Source organism: Isoptericola halotolerans (assembly GCF_003003075.1).
GTDB lineage: Bacteria > Actinomycetota > Actinomycetes > Actinomycetales > Cellulomonadaceae > Isoptericola > Isoptericola halotolerans_A.
The window spans coordinates 515,982-532,047 of the sequence record NZ_PVTX01000001.1 but is presented as its reverse complement, the minus strand read 5'-3'; the positions used below and the strand labels follow the sequence as shown (position 1 = coordinate 532,047).

The following is a 16,066-nucleotide window of genomic DNA, read 5'->3' as shown; positions in this document are numbered from 1 at the left end:
TCGGTCCTCCTTCGCATCGTCCTCGACGCGGTCGATGAATCGATTCAAGGCCGTCAACGTACCCGTTGCCTCAGGCCGGGCGCAAGGCCGGGCCGGTGACGCGTCGCCACGCTCGCGCCCGCACGGTCGGCAACCGGTTTCCACCCTACCTGCGCGCCCTTCGTCCGCTCCCCGCACGAACCGTTACGATCCCGGTAGCGGTCCACCGACCGCGGCACCCGGACCCGGGACCTGTCGACGAGGAGAGGGAACCCCATGCCGCCCCGCACGCAGCACCGCCGCACGTCCATCTCGGACGTCGCGCGGCACGCCGGCGTCTCCGTCGGCACGGTGTCGAACGTGCTCAACCGGCCCGACCGCGTCTCCCCCGGCACCCGCAAGCGCGTCGAGGCAGCCATCGCCGAGCTGTCGTTCGTGCGCAACGGCTCGGCGCGCCAGCTCCGCGCCGGGCGCATCACGACCGTCGGCGCGATCGTGCTGGACATCTCCAACCCGTTCTTCACCGACGTCACGCGCGGGATCGAGGAACGGCTCACCGCCGACGACTACACGCTCATGGTGGCCAGCTCGGACCGCGACCCGGAGCGCGAGGCCCGGTACCTGCGCCTGTTCGAGGAGCACGGCGTGCGCGGCGTGATGGTCGTCCCGACGGCCGACAGCATCGAGCACCTGCTCGCCGTGCGGGAACGCGGGATCGGCGTCGTCCTGCTGGACCACCCCTCTCCGGTGGAGTCCGTGTCCTCCGTGGCGGTGGACGACGTCAACGGCGGTGCCATGGCGACCCGCCACCTGCTCGACCAGGGGCACACCCGCCTCGCCTTCCTCAACGGGGCACACTCGATCCGCCAGTGCGCCGACCGCCTCGAGGGCGTGCGCCTGGCGCTCGCCGAGGCGGGGCGCGATCCCGACGAGGCACTGGTCGAGGTCACCGTCAGCCTCGACGCGGACGGCGGCGAGGCCGGCATCCGCGCCCTCCTGGACGCTCCGGACCGCCCGACCGCCGTGTTCTGCGTCAACGACCTCGTGGCGCTCGGCGCCCTGCGCACGCTGCGCCGGGCCGGGCTGTCGGTGCCCGACGACGTCGCCCTCGTCGGGTACGACGACGTCACCTTCGCGGCGGAGCTCGCCACCCCGCTCACCTCCGTGCGCCAGCCGCGGCACGAGCTGGGGACGCGGGCGGCGGACCTCATGCTGCGCGGCGGCGACGCCCCGGCCGAGCACGTGGTGTTCCAGCCCGAGCTCGTGGTCCGCGAGTCCTCGACGTCCGCGCCGGCGTAGGGCGCCCACGGCCGCCGCGGCACGTCCCGCGGTTCCGCTTTTGAATCGATTTATGGCAGACTTCCGCCATGCGACGACGCACCACCCCCGACTCTTTCGACGCCACCGCCGTGCGGCCGTGGAACGCGCAGCTCGACGGCCTCGGCTTCGGCGGCGACTACAACCCCGAGCAGTGGCCCACCGAGGTCCGTGACGAGGACGTGCGCCTCATGCGCGAGGCGGGGGTGAACCTCCTGAGCGTCGCGATCTTCTCCTGGGCGACCCTCGAGCCCCGCGAGGGCGAGCTCGACTGGACATGGCTCGACGAGACGATGGACTCGCTGCACGCCGCCGGGATCCAGGTGGCGCTCGCCACGGCCACGGCCTCCCCGCCGCCGTGGCTCACCCGCCGGCACCCCGAGATCCTCCCGCGCCTCGCCGACGGCACCGTGCTGCACCAGGGTGGTCGGCAGTCCTACGCCGTCACGCACCCCGTCCACCGCGACTACGCCCTGCGCATGACCGCCCGGATGGCCGAGCGCTACGGCGACCACCCGGCGCTCGCCCTGTGGCACGTCGACAACGAGATCGGCTGCCACGTCCCGCGGGACTACTCGGACGCCGCCGCGCAGGCCTTCCGAGAGTGGCTGCGTACGCGCTACGGCACCGTCGAGGCGCTCAACGAGGCCTGGGCCACCGCCTTCTGGTCGCAGCGCTACGGCGCGTTCGACGACGTGCTGCCCCCGCTGACCGTCCCCGCGTTCATCAACCCCGGCCAGCAGCTCGACTTCGACCGCTTCAGCTCCGACGCGCTGCTCGACTACTACCGGGACCTGCGGGACACCCTGCGCGAGCTCACCCCGCACGTGCCGACGACGACGAACCTCATGACCACGTCGGCGACCAAGGGCATGGACTACTTCTCGTGGGCGGACGACCTCGACGTCGTCGCCAACGACCACTACACGATCGCCGCGGACGCCGAACGGCACGTCGAGCTGGCCCTGTCGGCGGACCTCGCGCGCGGCGTGGCCCACGGCGACCCGTGGATCCTCATGGAGCACTCGACGTCGGCGGTCAACTGGCAGCCGCGTAACCGCACCAAGGCACCGGGCGAGATGCTGCGCAACTCGCTGCAGCACGTGGCCCGCGGGGCCGACTCCGTGATGTTCTTCCAGTGGCGGCAGTCCCGGGCCGGGGCCGAGAAGTACCACTCCGCGATGGTGCCGCACGCCGGTACCGACACGGACGTCTGGCGCGGCACGGTCGAGCTCGGCCGCACGCTGCGTGCGCTCGGCGAGGTGCGCGGCTCCCGCGTCGCGGCACGTGCGGCCCTCGTCGTGGACTATCCCGCGTGGTGGGCGGCCGAGCTGGACTCCCACCCCACCCAGGACCTGCGCTACATGGACGAGGTGCGCTCCTGGTACACGGCGCTGTGGGAGCAGGGGGTCACCGTGGACACGGTCACCCCGGACGCCGACCTGGACGCCTACGACCTCGTCGTCGTCCCCACGCTGTACCTCGTGGACGACGCGGGTGCGGCGAACCTCGCCCGCGCCGCCGAGCGGGGCGCGACGGTGGCGATCACGTTCTTCTCCGGCATCGTCGACACCCACGACCACGTGCGCCTCGGCGGCTACCCCGGCGCCTTCCGCGACCTGCTCGGCCTGCGCACCGAGGAGTTCTACCCCCTGCAGGCCGACGAGACGGTGCGGGTGACGGGCAAGGCCGTCGGGGGCGACGCCACCGCCGACCTCTGGACCGAGAAGACGCACGCGCACGACGGCACGGAGGTCGTGGCGGCCTACGACGACGGCGCGCTCGCCGGACACGCGGCCGTCACCCGCCGCGCCGTGGGGCCGGGCGCCGCGTGGTACGTGGGCACCCGCCTGGACCGGGCGGGGCGCGACGCGCTCGTCGGACGCCTCGTGGAGGAGTCCGGCGTCGCGCCCGACGTCGTCGCCCCGGCCGGGGTCGAGGTCGTGCGGCGGCGCTCCGCCGACGGCGCCACCACGTGGCTGTTCGCGCTGAACCACACGGGCGTGGACGCCACGCTCGCCGGCGTCGCCGGGACCGAGCTGATCGAGAACGCCGCCGTGGCCGGCGAGCTCGCCGTGCCGGCCGGCGCGGTCCGCGTGGTCCGGCAGGGGTGAGCGCGGCGGCTCAGGGCGCCAGCGGCCAGGTGCGCAGCCGTCCGCACATGCCGTAGCGACGGGGGCCGTCGGTCGCGTCGGCGACCGCCACACGGCCCTCGTCCAGCGTGATCGCCGAGGCGTCGGCCAGCGCCTCGAGCGCCGCGTCCGTCTGGCCCGCCGCGTGGCCGACCGACGCCTCCCAGGTCTCGCGCCACCCCGCCGTCCGCGGGGCCACGAGGCGCGCCGCGGCGTCGTGCAGCGGCTCCAGCGCGGCGGGGCCGTGCTGCCCGACGGCGTCCCGCAGCGCGGCGTAGCCCTCGAGCGCCAGGTCCCGCCGCGCCCGGGCGGCCGCCGCCACGTCGGCGTCGGTGGCCCCGTCCTCGCCGCGGGGCAGCGCCGCGGCCCGGGCGTACCGGTCGGTGTCCGCGAGCACGTCGGCCGGAAAGGTGATGACGGCGTCGCCGGACTCCGGCAGGCCGGCGTTCGACATCACGACGAGCACCTCGAGGCCCCCTCCGTTCACCGCCCGGTGCACGACGCCCGGGCCGAACCAGACGATCCGCCCCGGCGTCAGGTCGTGCACCGCGAAGCCGTCGGGCCCCAGCGTCTCGACCCGGCCGTGGCCGGACAACGTCACGTACGCCTCGGTCGACGTGGTGTGCAGGTGCGGCGACCCGCTGCCCTCCGGGGCGTCGGGCGCCGGCCAGTCGTAGACCCGCAGGTGGCTGACCGACGTCCCGCCGGGAAAGACGGGCAGCCCCGTCACGACCGCACCGGGGCGGGCTGCTGCGACGGATCGACGTGGCCGGGCTCGAGCACCCCGCCCTCACCGGCGAGCACCTGCCGGCCGAGCCGGGCGAGCTCGACGCCCCGCGCGCCGTCGGACTCGCCGTCGGCGATCACGACGGCGTAGGTGAAGACCAGCGTCTCGCCGGACGCGAACGGCACCTCCGCGCTGAAGAACGGCGCGGGGCACACGCAGGCGAACGGCTCCGACCGCACGAACCACTGCGGCGTGCCGCCGGGGTTGGTCCCCGGGTCGACCATGAGCACCGTGGAGGCCCGCGAGCCGCCCTGCTGCCCGGGGCCGGCCGGGGGCGCGGCGCCGTCGTGCCGCCCGACGAACCCGAGCCACTCGGCCCGCAGGCCGCGCGCGTCCTCCGCGTCCGCGACCACACCGGTCCCGTCGCTCGCCGGCAGCAGCACCTGCCCGCCGGTGAACGAGCGCGGACCGCGCCAGAACAGACCGCCGTAGCCGGCGTTCTCCCGGCCGTTGGTCGTCGGGCTCCCGATGTCGAGCGGACCGTCGGAGACGTTGGTCATCGTGGAGGTGAAGGTGAGCACCCAGACGTCCGGCGCGTCCGCCGGCAGCAGCACCTGGACGCTGCGCTCCTCGCGGACCACGACGTCGCCCGGGACGTCAGAGCCGTCCCGTCCGGTCGTCGCCGGGGTGCGCCAGGACAGCTCCTCGACGAACCCGCAGGGCCCGACGGCGGTGAACTGCTCGTGCTCCATCGAGCCGTCGTTGTGCAGGTCGACGTAGCCCCGCTCGGCGTGGACGTAGTTGGGCCCGCCCCAGAAGTTCCAGGGGCCGACGTGCGGGAGCGACCACGCGATGCCCTTGTGCCACACGTGGTCCCACGGGCGGTACGCGGAGACCACCGCGCCGCCCCGGGTGCGCAGCGGGTGCAGGTAGGGCCGCGGGCTCTCGTAGGGGACGTCGTCGGGCCGGTACACGTACGTGAAGAGGTCGACGTCGTCGCGCGAGCCGGTCATCGCGACGCCGTCGCTGTCCAGGGTGACGCTCATGGGGTGGCCTCCTGAGCCGGGACGTCCTTGACCGGGGGCCACGGTGCCCCCGTGCCACCCATGCTGTCGTAGAACGGGTCGCCGGCGGAAATCTGTCCGCGGACCACCGTCTCGCCCGTGAACGCGGAGCGGTAGATCGCGGCGGCGAGCTCCAGGGTGCCGCGGGCGTCCGCGACGGTGATCGGCGGCGCCTCGCCGGCGACCAGCGCGCGGTAGGTCGGCACGAGCTGGGCGAGGTGGCCCGAGCGGCCCTCGTCGACGCGCTCCTGCGCCGCTGCGCCGTCGTCGGACCATGCCCGCAGCACGTCCTCGTGACCGGGGGCCGCCGTGACCCGCCAGGCGTCGTCGTCGTAGCCGTAGAGGTGCTCGAGCTCGACGGTCGCGTGCTCGGTGTCGACGCGCAGCGCGGAGGTCTGGCGCGGCGAGAGCAGCGAGTTGGTGATGCTGGCCATCGCCCCCGAGGCGAAGCGGACCATCGCCATCGACACGTCCTCGGTGTCGACGTCGCGGGCCAGGCGGCCTGCCATGGCACGCACCTCGGTCCACTCCCCCAGGACGGACAGCAGCAGGTCGAACTGGTGGATGCCGTGGCCCATCGTGGGCCCGCCGCCCTCGGTGTCGAACCGGCCGCGCCACGGCACGTCGAAGTACTCCGGCGGCCGGAACCAGAGGGTGTCGCACGTGGCGACGAGCGGGCGGCCGAGCACGCCGTCGGCCAGCAGGCGACGCAGCCGGAGCGCCCCCGCGCCGAACCGGTGCTGGACGATCTGGGTGAACCGGGCCCCGCCGGTGGCGGCCCGCTCGGCCTCGGCCATCGCGTCGATCTCGGCCAGCGAGAGCACGGCGGGCTTCTCGACGACGACGTGCACCCCGGCCGCCAGGGCCGCGCGGGCCTGCTCCAGGTGGAGGGAGGGCGGGGTGCAGACGTGCAGGACGTCGACCTCGCCGGAGGCGAGCAGCTCGTGCAGGTCGGTACCGTGCCGGGCGATGCCGTGCCGCGCGGCGAACTCCTCGGCGCGCGCGGCGTCGACGTCGACGACCCCGCTCAGCTCGACGCCCTCCAGGCCGTCGTGCTGCGCCACCGCGCGCACCGCCTCGGCATGGGCGTGGGCGATCGCGCCGGCTCCCAGGATGCTGACCTTCATCGTTCCACTCTCTCAGTCGTCGTCGTGAAGGAGTTGTCAGAACGAGCGCGGGGTAGACCCCGCGCTCGTTCTGACACCTCGGGCGTCGCAGCGGCTCAGCTCACTGAGCAGCGCCGGGGATCGGCACCTGCGACCAGTCCGTGTCCGAGGCCAGGTAGAACCCCGGGTAGGACGGCTGGTTGTAGGACGTCTGCTGACGCGCCACCTCGACCCGGTACTGCGGGTCGTGCATCAGCGTGTACATCTTGGTGTCCGTGACCTCGGTGGAGAGGTAGACCCGCAGCGCCGAGGAGTCCTCGGTGCGCACCAGCACCTCCTCGCGCCAGTCACCGAGGACGTCCGCCACGAGCGACGGGTTGCCCTTGGTGCCGTTGTTGGTGCGCGTGCCGTCGAGGGTCTTGAGCACGCTGCCGTCGCCGGCCACGATCCGCGGGGTGGCGTCGCCCGACCCGTCGATGATCTGCGTGCTGCCGTCCGCCGCCCAGCGCACCGAGGCGTTGGTCCCCGGCGTCGAGGCGGAGAGCCGCTCGCCGGTCGCGCTCAGCGTGCCCGAGCCGTCGGAGCCGCCCGGCATCGAGCCCCAGACCTCGATGCCCGGCACGTCGGTGTCGACGTCGCCGATCATGCAGCGGCCGGTGTCCCGCCCGGAGTAGGCGCCGAAGAGCACCTCACCGGTGGCGGCGTCACGCATCGCCGTCCCGTACGGGGCCCAGGCACCGCCCTCGTGGCAGGTCCAGATCTCCAGCCCCGGCCGTGCCGGGTCGATGTCGGTCACGTGCATGGCGTCGCCGTGGCCCAGACCCGCCTGCGCCCCGGGGTTCGCCGAGCCCTCGGGCAGCTCGTCGAACGAGGAGTACAGCAGCGAGCCGTCGTCGTCGATCGTCGCCGAGCCGTAGACGATCTCCTGCTTGCCGTCACCGTCCACGTCGGCCGCGGACATCGAGTGGAAGCCCTGCGTGGTGATCGAGCCGAACTCCGGGTCGGTGCCCGGCACGCCGTGCGGGCTGTCGTTGAACGGGTTCGACATCGGCGTCCAGCCGGAGTCCACCAGCCACCGCTGGGTCAGGCTCTCGCCGTCCCAGTCGTACGTGGCGATCGTCGAACGCGTGTAGTAGCCCCGCGCGAACACCGCCGACGGCGTCTCCCCGTCGAGGTAGGCCACCCCCGCGAGGAACCGGTCGACCCGGTTGCCCGGCTCGATGCGGCTCATGGCGTAGTCGCCCCAGCGCAGGCCGTCGTCGAACCGCGCCGGCTCGTAGTCCACCGTGTCCATCGGGCGTCCGCTGCGGCCGTCGAACACCGACAGGTACTCGGGGCCCGAGATCACGAACCCCTCGAACGTGCGCAGGTCGTTGCGGCCCGAGCGCTCCGGGGCGTAGACGTCCATGAAGTAGTCGGCCAGCTCGCGTGCGTCCGCGTCGGACAGCGGGTAGTCGTACTGCGGCTCGATACCGAAGGCCTCCTCGAGGGTGGCCGGCCACTCCCCGCTGGTCACCTCGGGGTAGTCGGTCCAGTCGCGGAACATCTCCACGACGTGCTCGTAGTAGTCGGCCGCGCTGTACCGGTAGTCGTCGGCGTGGGTGACGCCGGCCTCCCGGTCGTCCTGGGGGATCGTCACGTACCGCTCGCGGGTCGGCTCGCCGTCCCGGTACGTCGTGACCTTCGTGCCCGGCGCCGTCTTGACCATGACCTCGGCCCGGCCGTCACCGTCGAAGTCGTACACCGGGAACTGCGTGTAGTGGGCCCCGGCACGGATGTTGACGCCCAGGTCGATGCGCCAGAGCTGCTCGCCGTCGAGGGTGTACGCGTCCAGGTACTCCCGGCCGGTGTACCCCTTCTGCGACACGTCCTTGGCGTTGGACGGGGACCACTGGACGATCACCTCGTAGGTGCCGTCACCGGTCAGGTCCGCGACGGACGCGTCGTTGGCGGCGTAGGTGTACTCCTCGCCGACCGGGGTGACGCCGTCGTCCGGCGTGTTCAGCGGGATGTCCAGGTGGTCGTCGGCCAGCGGCACGACGGCCTCGCTGCGCTCGCCCCAGCGCACGTGGCTCTTGCCGTTGCCCTTGCTCTCGCCCTTGCCGGGGTGGCTGTCGCGCAGCGGCGCGACGACGTAGCGCGAGGTGGCCTCGCCGTCGGCGTCGACGTAGTTGGTCGAGTCGGTGACGGTGCCGATCTGGCGCCCGTCGCGGTAGACGGCGAACCCGGTGCCGGCCATCCCGGTCTCGGTGGACCCGGTGACCTCGTCACCGAGGAGGCGCCAGCTGAGGAACACGCCCTCGCTGGTGCTGGCCGCGACCAGGCCGCGGTCCAGGTCCTCGAGGACGACACCCTCGTGACGGTCGTGGCCGTGCCCGGGTGGCCCGTGGTGGCCGCCCGGTGCGGCGGTGGCCGCCGACCCGAGGGCCAGGGCCCCGACGGTCGCGGCGGCGACGGCACAGGCCGTCGTGCGGTGGAGTCGCATCGCGTGTTTCCTCCTTGCATCGTTGCAATCAGTGCACTCGCGGGGTCCACCGGGTCTCGGTGGACCTGTCCCCCCGTCTCGCGGGCGGGACGTCTCAGGTGGTGCTGCCCGGCTGCGCGCGTCGGCGCGTCTCGACGCCGACGACGGCCAGGGCCAGCAGGCCGCCCACCACCAGGGCGAGCGGCAGGAGCATCCACACCAGCACGGCCGCCATGAGCACGGCGGCGGCCAGCAGGGCGGATCCGGTCAGGTCGTCCGTGGCGCGCCCCGTGGCGACCGACAGCGTGGCGCGCGTGCTCGCGCCCGGGACGGGCTCGCCGTCGTCGTCCGACCAGGCGCCGGCGGCCCGGAGGACGACGGCGACCGCCCCGGCCGCGAAGAGGGCCACGACGACCGCGACCACGGTCGCGCCGGGGATGACGCCGGAGGCCGCGAGCTGCCAGTCGCCGATCAGCAGCACCGCCAGGGCCACGACCGCCAGGCCGAGGAGCCACAGACTGCGGACGGCCGCCCACCAGTCGGCCGCGAAGCGGCGCAGGGTGGTGTCGCGCCCGGTGAGGTCGCGGCGCAGGTGCGCCACGCCTGCGGCCAGGGACGGGACGAGCGTCACCAGCGGGACCGACCCCACGGCGACCAGCACGCCGGTCACCGCGACCTGGGCGAACAGGTGCAGGCTGGCCAGCATGCCCCCGTCGGCCCCCCGACCGCGCTGCCGACGGCGGCGGGGCCCGGGGGCCGACGAGTCCTCGCGGCGTACCACCCTCAGCCCTTGAGGCCCTGGGTCGCGACGCCGTTGATGAGGAAGCGCTGGAAGACGACGAAGAAGATCATCACCGGCAGCAGGGCGAGGACGGCCATGGCCATCTGTGCACCGTAGTCGGAGACCGAGGTCTGGTCGACGTACTGCCGCAGCGCGATCGGCATCGTGTACAGGCTCGGGTCCTTGAGGTAGAGCAGGGGCCCGAGGAAGTCGTTCCAGGACCAGATGAACGTAAAGATGCTGCTCGTCACGATCGCGGGGCGCATCAGCGGCAGGATGATCCGCCAGAAGGTGCGCCCGTGCCCGCAGCCGTCGATGCGGGCGGCCTCGTCCAGCGAGCGGGGGATGCCGCGGATGAACTGGACCATGAGGAAGATGAAGAACGCCTCGGCAGCGAGGAACTTCGGGGCCAGCAGCGGGATGTAGGTGTTCACCATCCCGAGATTGTTGAACAGGATGTACTGCGGGATGATCGTGACGTGGAACGGCAGCAGCAGCGTGCCGATCATGATCGCGAACATCACGTTGCGCCCCGGGAAGCTGATCCGGGCGAACGCGTAGGCCGCCACGGTCGAGGACAGCACGGTCCCGACCACGGACAGGCTCGCCAGCAGCAGCGAGTTGCCGAAGAACGTCCAGAAGCTGACGCCGCCGATGCCGGACAGCGCCGAGACGTAGTGCTCCATCGTCCAGACGTCAGGCAGCAGCTGGACGTTGCCGATGATGTCGGAGTTCGGCTTCATGGACGCGAACAGCATCCACGCCGCCGGGTAGAGCACCACGACGGTCGCGACCACGGCGACGGTGTGGAAGAGGACGGACTTCACGCGGCGGCGGTTCTTGGCGGCGGCACGGCGCGCCACGGCCGCGTGGTCGACCTGGGGAGTCGGCGAAGGTGCGGTGAGAGTGGTCATCGTTCGTCTCCCGTGTAGTGGACCCAGCCCTTGGAGGTGCGGAACATCAGCGCCGTGATCAGGGCGACCACGATCACCAGGACCCAGGCCATCGCCGAGGCGTAGCCCATCCGGAAGTCCTGGAACCCCCGCAGGTACAGGTACAGGGTGTAGAACATCGTCGAGCCGGCCGGCCCACCGGTCCCGCCGGAGATGATGTAGGCCGAGCTGAACACCTGGAACGCCGCGATGGTCTCCAGCAGCAGGTTGAAGAACACCACCGGGGACAGCATCGGCACGGTGATCGCGAAGAACTTGCGCACCGGGCCCGCGCCGTCGCACTCGGCCGCCTCGTACAGCTCGGCGGGGATCTGCTTGAGGCCCGCCAGGAAGATCACCATCGGTGCGCCGAAGCCCCACACACCCAGCAGGATCAGCATCGGCAGGCTCATCGCCGGGTTGCCCACCCAGCCGCCCAGGTCGATGCCGAAGACCCGCTGGATCCGGTCGACGATCCCGTCGTCGGTGAACATCACCTTCCACACGATCGCGATCGAGACCGACGCGCCGATCAGGCTCGGGGCGTAGAAGATCGACCGGTAGGCGCCCTGGCCGCGGTGCTTCATGTTCAGCAGCATCGCCACCGCCAGCGCCGAGGCCAGCTTGATCGGCGTGCCCAGCAGCACGTACCCCGCGGTGACCTGCGCGGACTGGATGAACCGCGGGTCGTTGAACAGGTCCACGAAGTTGTCGAGCCCCACCCACTGCGGAGCGGTGAACAGGTTGTAGTCCGTGAACGCGAGGTACAACGAGGCGAGCATCGGGAACGCCGTCAGACCCACGAACCCGATGATCCACGGCGACAGGAACGCGTACCCCGCCCGCGTGTCGGACCGGCTGTACTTGCGCTTGGGCCTGTTCAGCAGGGGCGTCTCGGCATCGTTGCGCTGCAGGTGCTGCGCCGGGACGGGCTGTCCCGGGGTAGCGACCACACCCGGATCGATTGAAGCCATGATGGTGGAACCTCCGGGCGTGCGGCCCCGCGCCGCCGGGCGCGGGGCCGCACGCTACGTAGAGAGCGTCAGGACTGGCCGACGGCGTCGGCGGCGAACAGGAACCACTGCTCGACGAACTCGTCGACCGTGATGTTGCCGTAGCCGAGCTCCTCGGCCAGGCGCTTGTACTCCGCCTCGATCGAGCCGAAGCCCTCGACGGGCAGCGGTGCCGGCTCGGTCACGTCGGGGGCCACGGCCTCCTCGTAGGCGAGCACGGTCGCGTCGACCGAGCCCTCCTCGACCTCCATCGCGTCACGCTGGGCGGCCACGGCCGGGACACCCTTCGAGGTGCCGAAGATCCGCCCCACCTCCGGGTCGTTGACCAGGAAGTCGATCAGCGCGGCGGCCTCCTCCGGGTTCTCGGAGTTGGCGCCCGAGGAGAGCAGCATCGAGGGCTTCCAGAACTGCTGCGGCCCGTTGTCGCCCGAGGGCATGGGCAGCATCTGGATGTTCTCGGTGCCCGAGTCGGAGATGTAGCCGGCCAGGAAGTTGTCCCAGCTCATCTCCGAGGCCGCCTCGTTGACGGTGAAGCCGCCCAGCGGCAGGAGCTGGGTGGTGCGCTCGGCCGGGAAGAGCGCGTCCGACTCGCGCAGGTCCGAGGCGAGGTTGAGGAACTCGGTCATCTGCGCCTCGTCGAACGCGAGCTGGCCGTCGTCGGTGAACGGCTGCTCACCCTGCTGGATCAGCCACTGCAGGAAGAACCAGAAGGTGCCGGTGTAGTCGCCGGTCCCGTAGATCTGCGGGTCCATGTCGGCGCCCGCCGCGGAGACCTCGGCGGCGAAGGCGTTGTAGTCCTCCCAGGTGTAGCCCTCGGCGGGCGGCTCGATGCCGAGCTCGTCCAGGAGGTCGCCGTTGTAGAAGAGGGCGAGCGTGTTCTGCGAGGTCGGGATCCCGTACTGGGCGCCGTCGATCTGACCCGAGCTGAGGAGCGCCTCCTCGAAGCCGGCGGTGTCGATGGAGCTGCCGGAGAGGTCGGCGAGCTGACCGGTGCTGCCGTACTGCCGCAGGTAGGACAGGTCCATCTGGAACACGTCGGGGAGCGACTGGCCGGCGGCTTCCGTGTTGCGCGCGGTCCAGTAGTCGTCCCAGGCCTGGAACTGGGTCTGGACGGTGACGTTCGGGTTGGCCTCCTCGAAGAGGTCGATCGACTCCTCGTACTTCGCGGCACGGTCGTCGTTGCCCCACCAGGCGACGGTCAGCGTGACGTCGCCACCCTCGCCGTCTCCGGAGTCGGTCGAGTCGCCGCCGCCGCACGCGGTCAGGACGAGAGTGATGGCGGCGGTCGCGGCGACTGCGCCGGCGGCCTTGCGCGTGATCCTCATCGGAGCCTCCTTGCTCAGGTGTGCCGACGCCGAGATGCCCCCTGTGGCGCCTCTGTCCCGTCGGCTTGAAACGATACAATACAGGTCTCAGCCCGCGTGTCCAGCCCCTCCGGGAAAGCGCTTCATCACGATCCGGCAACGAGCACCGGGCTCCGGTCGGTCCCGACCTGCCCGTCCGCGGGGCGGATGTGAGCGCTCACAACATTGTCGAGGATAGGTGATCGAGGTCTCACGCCATGCGCCCCGCTCGACGGCGACCACGCGGGCCGCACGGCGCGCTCCGCCGTCGGCGACTGCTCCCCGAGGTAATGAGGAACTCGCCGAGGTAGCGAGGAACTCGCCGAGGTAGTGGGCGGCTCGCCGAGGTAGTAGCGACCCCGCCGAGGTATTCCCCGGCCCGGTGACGTCGTCAATGCCCGCCGGCGGACCACGGCGGGCCTGCAGGAAGGCGCGGGCCGTACGACGAGGAGACCACGCCCGCAGGTGGCACTACCTCGGCGCGAAAGGAACTACCTCGCGGCGCTCGCTCCTACCTCGGCGCGGTGTCCACTACCTCGCGAGATGCGCCACTACCTCACGGCGCTCGCCCCTACCTCGGCGCCGTGGGCACTACCTCGCGGCGCTCGCCCCTACCTCGGTGCGTAGGGCACTACCTCGCGGCGGTGGGCACTACCTCGCGACGGGTTCCGTGGTGGCCGGCTCCGCCGCGGCCAGCCGTGCGGCCTCCGCAGCCACCGCGTCGAGCAGCACCGGGTCCGTGCCCGCCCCGCCGGGCAGCAGGCCCGGCAACGCCGTGAGGGCCCGGGCCACGTCGTCGGGGCGCGCGGCCCCTGCGTCACCGCGGCCGACGGCGGCGACGACGGCACGCAGCTCGTCAGCCCGCGGGTCGTCGACCCCCCGTCCGGCGACCGCCTCCCGGCGCACCACCTCGGACCAGGCCGCCAGCGCGAAAGCGGCACCCAGCGGCACGACGCCGGCGGCAAGCCGCTCGACCACGGTGTCGCCCCAGCGGTACGGGATCTTCTGGGTGCCGTCCATCGAGACCTGCAGCGTCGTGTGCCCGGTCGCCGGGTTCGCGAACCGCTCGAGCAGCGACTCGCCGTAGGCCTCCAGGTCCGCGCCGGCCGGAGCCGTCAGCGTCGGCAGCGCGTCCTCGAAGAGCAGCCGGCGCGCCTGCTGCGCGATCGCCGGGTCCTCGACGGCCTCGGCCATGGTCGTGCGGCTCGCGAGCCGGCCCGCGTAGGCGAGCAGCGAGTGCGTCCCGTTGAGCAGCCGCAGCTTGGCGCGCTCCCAGACCGCGACGTCGTCGGTGAGGGTGGCGCCGGCGTCCTCCCAGGCGGGCCGGGGCCCGGCGAACCGGTCCTCGATGACCCACTGCCGGAACGGCTCGCCGACCACCAGGCCCTCGTCGCGCACCCCGAGCCGGCGTCCGACGGCGTCGCGCTGCTCGGCGGTGGTGGCCGGCACGATGCGGTCCACCATCGAGCACGGGAAGGTGACGTGGGCGTCCAGCCAGGCGCGCAGGCCCGTGTCGCCGGGCACCGCGGCGTCCACGGCCGTGCGGACCAGCCCCTCCAGCACCCGGCCGTTGTCCACCATGTTGTCGCAGGTGAGCACCGTCAGGGGCAGCGCCTCCCCGGCCTCGCAGGCGGCCCGGTAGCGGGCGGCCAGACCGCGCACGAGCAGCCCGATCGCGGCGGACGCCGCCGTCTGCCCGCCGTCCTGGACCGCGGCGGTCATCTCCTGCTCGGCGGCCAGCGCGTCGAGGTCCGGTCGCACCAGCGCCAGGTCGAGCCCGCCACGGGCGTCGCGGCAGTAGCCCTTCTCCGTCACCGTCAGCGTGACCAGGTGGGTGGTGGGGGCGGCGATCGTCGCGAGGACGCGCGGCGTCTCCTCGGCCGGCCACGCGACGTCGAGCACCGAGCCGACGAGGTCCAGCGACGACTCGTCGCGGCCCGCCGTCAGCACCGAGTAGACGCCCCCCTGCGGCCGGAGCTGATCCCGCACCGACGCTGACCGCTGCGTCACCCCGAGGATGCCCCAGCGCAGGTCGTCGCGGGAGCGGGCGGCGAGCTCGGTGAACACGGCCTGGTGGGCGCGGTGGAACGCACCGATCCCCAGGTGGACGATGCCCACCGACTCGGGGTGCAGCGGGGCCTCGAGGTCGGCAGGGACGGTGTCGCGGTGCAGGCGGTCGTTCACAGGGCTCCTTCGGGACGGTCAGCGGCGGGCGGTGCGGTGGAGGCGCGCACCACGAGCTCGACGTCGAGTACCGGCACGTCCGGCGCGACGCCGGCCCCGGTCCCGGCCCCTCGGCCGGGCACCGTGGCCACGAGACGGTCGACGGCGAGCCGGCCCAGCCGGCGCAGGTCGACGTGCAGCGTGGTCAGGGGCGGGGTGACGAGCGAGGCGACGTAGGAGTCGTCGCAGCCGACGACGGACAGGTCGTCCGGCACGTCGAGGCCACGGGCGCGGAGACGATCGACGAGCCCGACCGCGACGAGGTCGTTGAACGTGATCACCGCGGTGGCGCCCGAGGCCACCACGAGGTCTGCCGCCGCCTGCCCGCCCTCCACCTGGGGGCGGAACGCTCCGAGCGCCACGATCTCGACGTCGTCGTAGCGGGCCGAGGCGTCGGCGAGCCCGGCCCGACGGCGACGGTCGCTCCAGGACGCTTCGGGCCCGCCCACGTAGGCGATGCGGTGGTGGCCGAGGGCCCGCAGGTGCTCGAGGGCGCGCCGCATGCCGCCGCGATGGTCGGCCTCGACCGCAGGGACGCCGTCGACGTCGTGGTTGATCAGCACGACGGGGCGTCCGCCGAGGGCGTCGAGCGCGCGGGCGGGGGCGCGCGGCGAGCACAGCACGACGCCGTCGGTCTGCGGGGCGAGGGCGCCGATCGCCTCCGCCTCGAGGTCGGGGTCCTCGTCGGTGTCCACGATGAACAGCCCGGCGCCGCGCTCGCGGGCGCGCTCCTGGGCGCCCTTGGCGACGGCGGCGAAGTAGGGGTTGGCGAGGTCGGGGACCACGAGGCCGTAGGCACCCGAGCGACCGGCCCGGAGCACCGCCGCGGCGCGGTTGGGCCGGTAGCCGAGCTCACGGGCGGCCGCCTGGACCCGGTCCCGGGTCGCGTCGGCGACCTTCTCCGGCGTGGCGAGCGCCCGCGAGACCGTGGAGATGGACACGCCGGCCACCCGGGCGACGTCGTGCACCGTGACCATGAGCCCTC

General features: G+C 72.9%; 12 protein-coding genes. 2 read left to right on the top strand and 10 right to left on the bottom strand.

From position 1 onward, the window contains the following. Nucleotides 1-255: 255 nt before the first annotated feature. Both BCL65_RS02520 and BCL65_RS02515 read left to right on the top strand, forming a co-directional pair. Nucleotides 256-1,278: a LacI family DNA-binding transcriptional regulator gene (locus tag BCL65_RS02520; RefSeq protein ID WP_106264816.1), complete on the top strand. Its 1,023-nt coding sequence runs from the start codon at nucleotides 256-258 to the stop codon at nucleotides 1,276-1,278. Nucleotides 1,279-1,346: 68 nt separating this feature from the next. Further along, nucleotides 1,347-3,410 carry a beta-galactosidase gene (locus tag BCL65_RS02515; RefSeq protein ID WP_106264815.1) on the top strand — a complete coding sequence of 688 codons (2,064 nt, stop codon included), beginning with the start codon at nucleotides 1,347-1,349 and terminating at the stop codon, nucleotides 3,408-3,410. 10 nt (nucleotides 3,411-3,420) lie between these two features. Here the strand turns inward: BCL65_RS02515 and BCL65_RS02510 are convergent, their stop codons facing one another. From BCL65_RS02510 to BCL65_RS02465, 10 genes are all read right to left on the bottom strand, one after another. Beyond that, nucleotides 3,421-4,158: a cupin domain-containing protein gene (locus tag BCL65_RS02510; RefSeq protein ID WP_308701004.1), complete on the bottom strand. Its 738-nt coding sequence runs from the start codon at nucleotides 4,156-4,158 to the stop codon at nucleotides 3,421-3,423. Continuing rightward, a complete protein-coding gene (locus tag BCL65_RS02505) occupies nucleotides 4,155-5,201 on the bottom strand; it encodes a DUF6807 domain-containing protein (RefSeq protein ID WP_106264813.1) in 1,047 nt (348 codons plus the stop codon). The genes BCL65_RS02510 and BCL65_RS02505 overlap by 4 nt, the downstream gene beginning before the upstream one ends. After that, nucleotides 5,198-6,346 (bottom strand): Gfo/Idh/MocA family protein, encoded by a 1,149-nt coding sequence (locus tag BCL65_RS02500; RefSeq protein ID WP_106264811.1) that lies wholly within the window; start codon nucleotides 6,344-6,346, stop codon nucleotides 5,198-5,200. The genes BCL65_RS02505 and BCL65_RS02500 overlap by 4 nt, the downstream gene beginning before the upstream one ends. Nucleotides 6,347-6,446: 100 nt before the next feature. Continuing rightward, nucleotides 6,447-8,810 (bottom strand): rhamnogalacturonan lyase, encoded by a 2,364-nt coding sequence (locus BCL65_RS02495; RefSeq protein WP_106264809.1) that lies wholly within the window; start codon nucleotides 8,808-8,810, stop codon nucleotides 6,447-6,449. 94 nt (nucleotides 8,811-8,904) lie between these two features. Then, nucleotides 8,905-9,495, bottom strand: a complete 591-nt coding sequence (locus BCL65_RS02490) for a hypothetical protein (RefSeq protein WP_106264807.1) — start codon at nucleotides 9,493-9,495, stop codon at nucleotides 8,905-8,907. Between the two features lie 77 nt (nucleotides 9,496-9,572). Next, a complete protein-coding gene (locus BCL65_RS02485) occupies nucleotides 9,573-10,484 on the bottom strand; it encodes a carbohydrate ABC transporter permease (RefSeq protein WP_106264805.1) in 912 nt (303 codons plus the stop codon). Next, nucleotides 10,481-11,476 (bottom strand): carbohydrate ABC transporter permease, encoded by a 996-nt coding sequence (locus tag BCL65_RS02480; protein WP_106264803.1) that lies wholly within the window; start codon nucleotides 11,474-11,476, stop codon nucleotides 10,481-10,483. Before BCL65_RS02480 ends, BCL65_RS02485 begins: the two co-directional genes overlap by 4 nt. A gap of 68 nt (nucleotides 11,477-11,544) precedes the next feature. Further along, a complete protein-coding gene (locus BCL65_RS02475; RefSeq protein ID WP_106264801.1) occupies nucleotides 11,545-12,840 on the bottom strand; it encodes an ABC transporter substrate-binding protein in 1,296 nt (431 codons plus the stop codon). Nucleotides 12,841-13,509: 669 nt separating this feature from the next. Further along, on the bottom strand, nucleotides 13,510-15,042 hold the full coding sequence (locus BCL65_RS02470) for a mannitol dehydrogenase family protein (RefSeq protein WP_106264799.1): 1,533 nt from the start codon (nucleotides 15,040-15,042) through the stop codon (nucleotides 13,510-13,512). Continuing rightward, entirely contained in the window at nucleotides 15,039-16,058 is a 1,020-nt protein-coding gene (locus BCL65_RS02465; protein ID WP_106264797.1) for a LacI family DNA-binding transcriptional regulator, read from the bottom strand. The genes BCL65_RS02470 and BCL65_RS02465 overlap by 4 nt, the downstream gene beginning before the upstream one ends. Between the last annotated feature and the right edge of the window lie 8 nt (nucleotides 16,059-16,066).

Coding starts and splice junctions, on each gene's coding strand:
- BCL65_RS02520 (WP_106264816.1), top strand. CDS start 256: ATGCCGCCCCGCACGCAGCACCGCCGCACGTCCATCTCGGACGTCGCG.
- BCL65_RS02515 (WP_106264815.1), top strand. CDS start 1,347: ATGCGACGACGCACCACCCCCGACTCTTTCGACGCCACCGCCGTGCGG.
- BCL65_RS02505 (WP_106264813.1), bottom strand. CDS start 5,201: ATGAGCGTCACCCTGGACAGCGACGGCGTCGCGATGACCGGCTCGCGC.
- BCL65_RS02500 (WP_106264811.1), bottom strand. CDS start 6,346: ATGAAGGTCAGCATCCTGGGAGCCGGCGCGATCGCCCACGCCCATGCC.
- BCL65_RS02495 (WP_106264809.1), bottom strand. CDS start 8,810: ATGCGACTCCACCGCACGACGGCCTGTGCCGTCGCCGCCGCGACCGTC.
- BCL65_RS02490 (WP_106264807.1), bottom strand. CDS start 9,495: ATGCTGGCCAGCCTGCACCTGTTCGCCCAGGTCGCGGTGACCGGCGTG.
- BCL65_RS02485 (WP_106264805.1), bottom strand. CDS start 10,484: ATGACCACTCTCACCGCACCTTCGCCGACTCCCCAGGTCGACCACGCG.
- BCL65_RS02480 (WP_106264803.1), bottom strand. CDS start 11,476: ATGGCTTCAATCGATCCGGGTGTGGTCGCTACCCCGGGACAGCCCGTC.
- BCL65_RS02475 (WP_106264801.1), bottom strand. CDS start 12,840: ATGAGGATCACGCGCAAGGCCGCCGGCGCAGTCGCCGCGACCGCCGCC.
- BCL65_RS02465 (WP_106264797.1), bottom strand. CDS start 16,058: ATGGTCACGGTGCACGACGTCGCCCGGGTGGCCGGCGTGTCCATCTCC.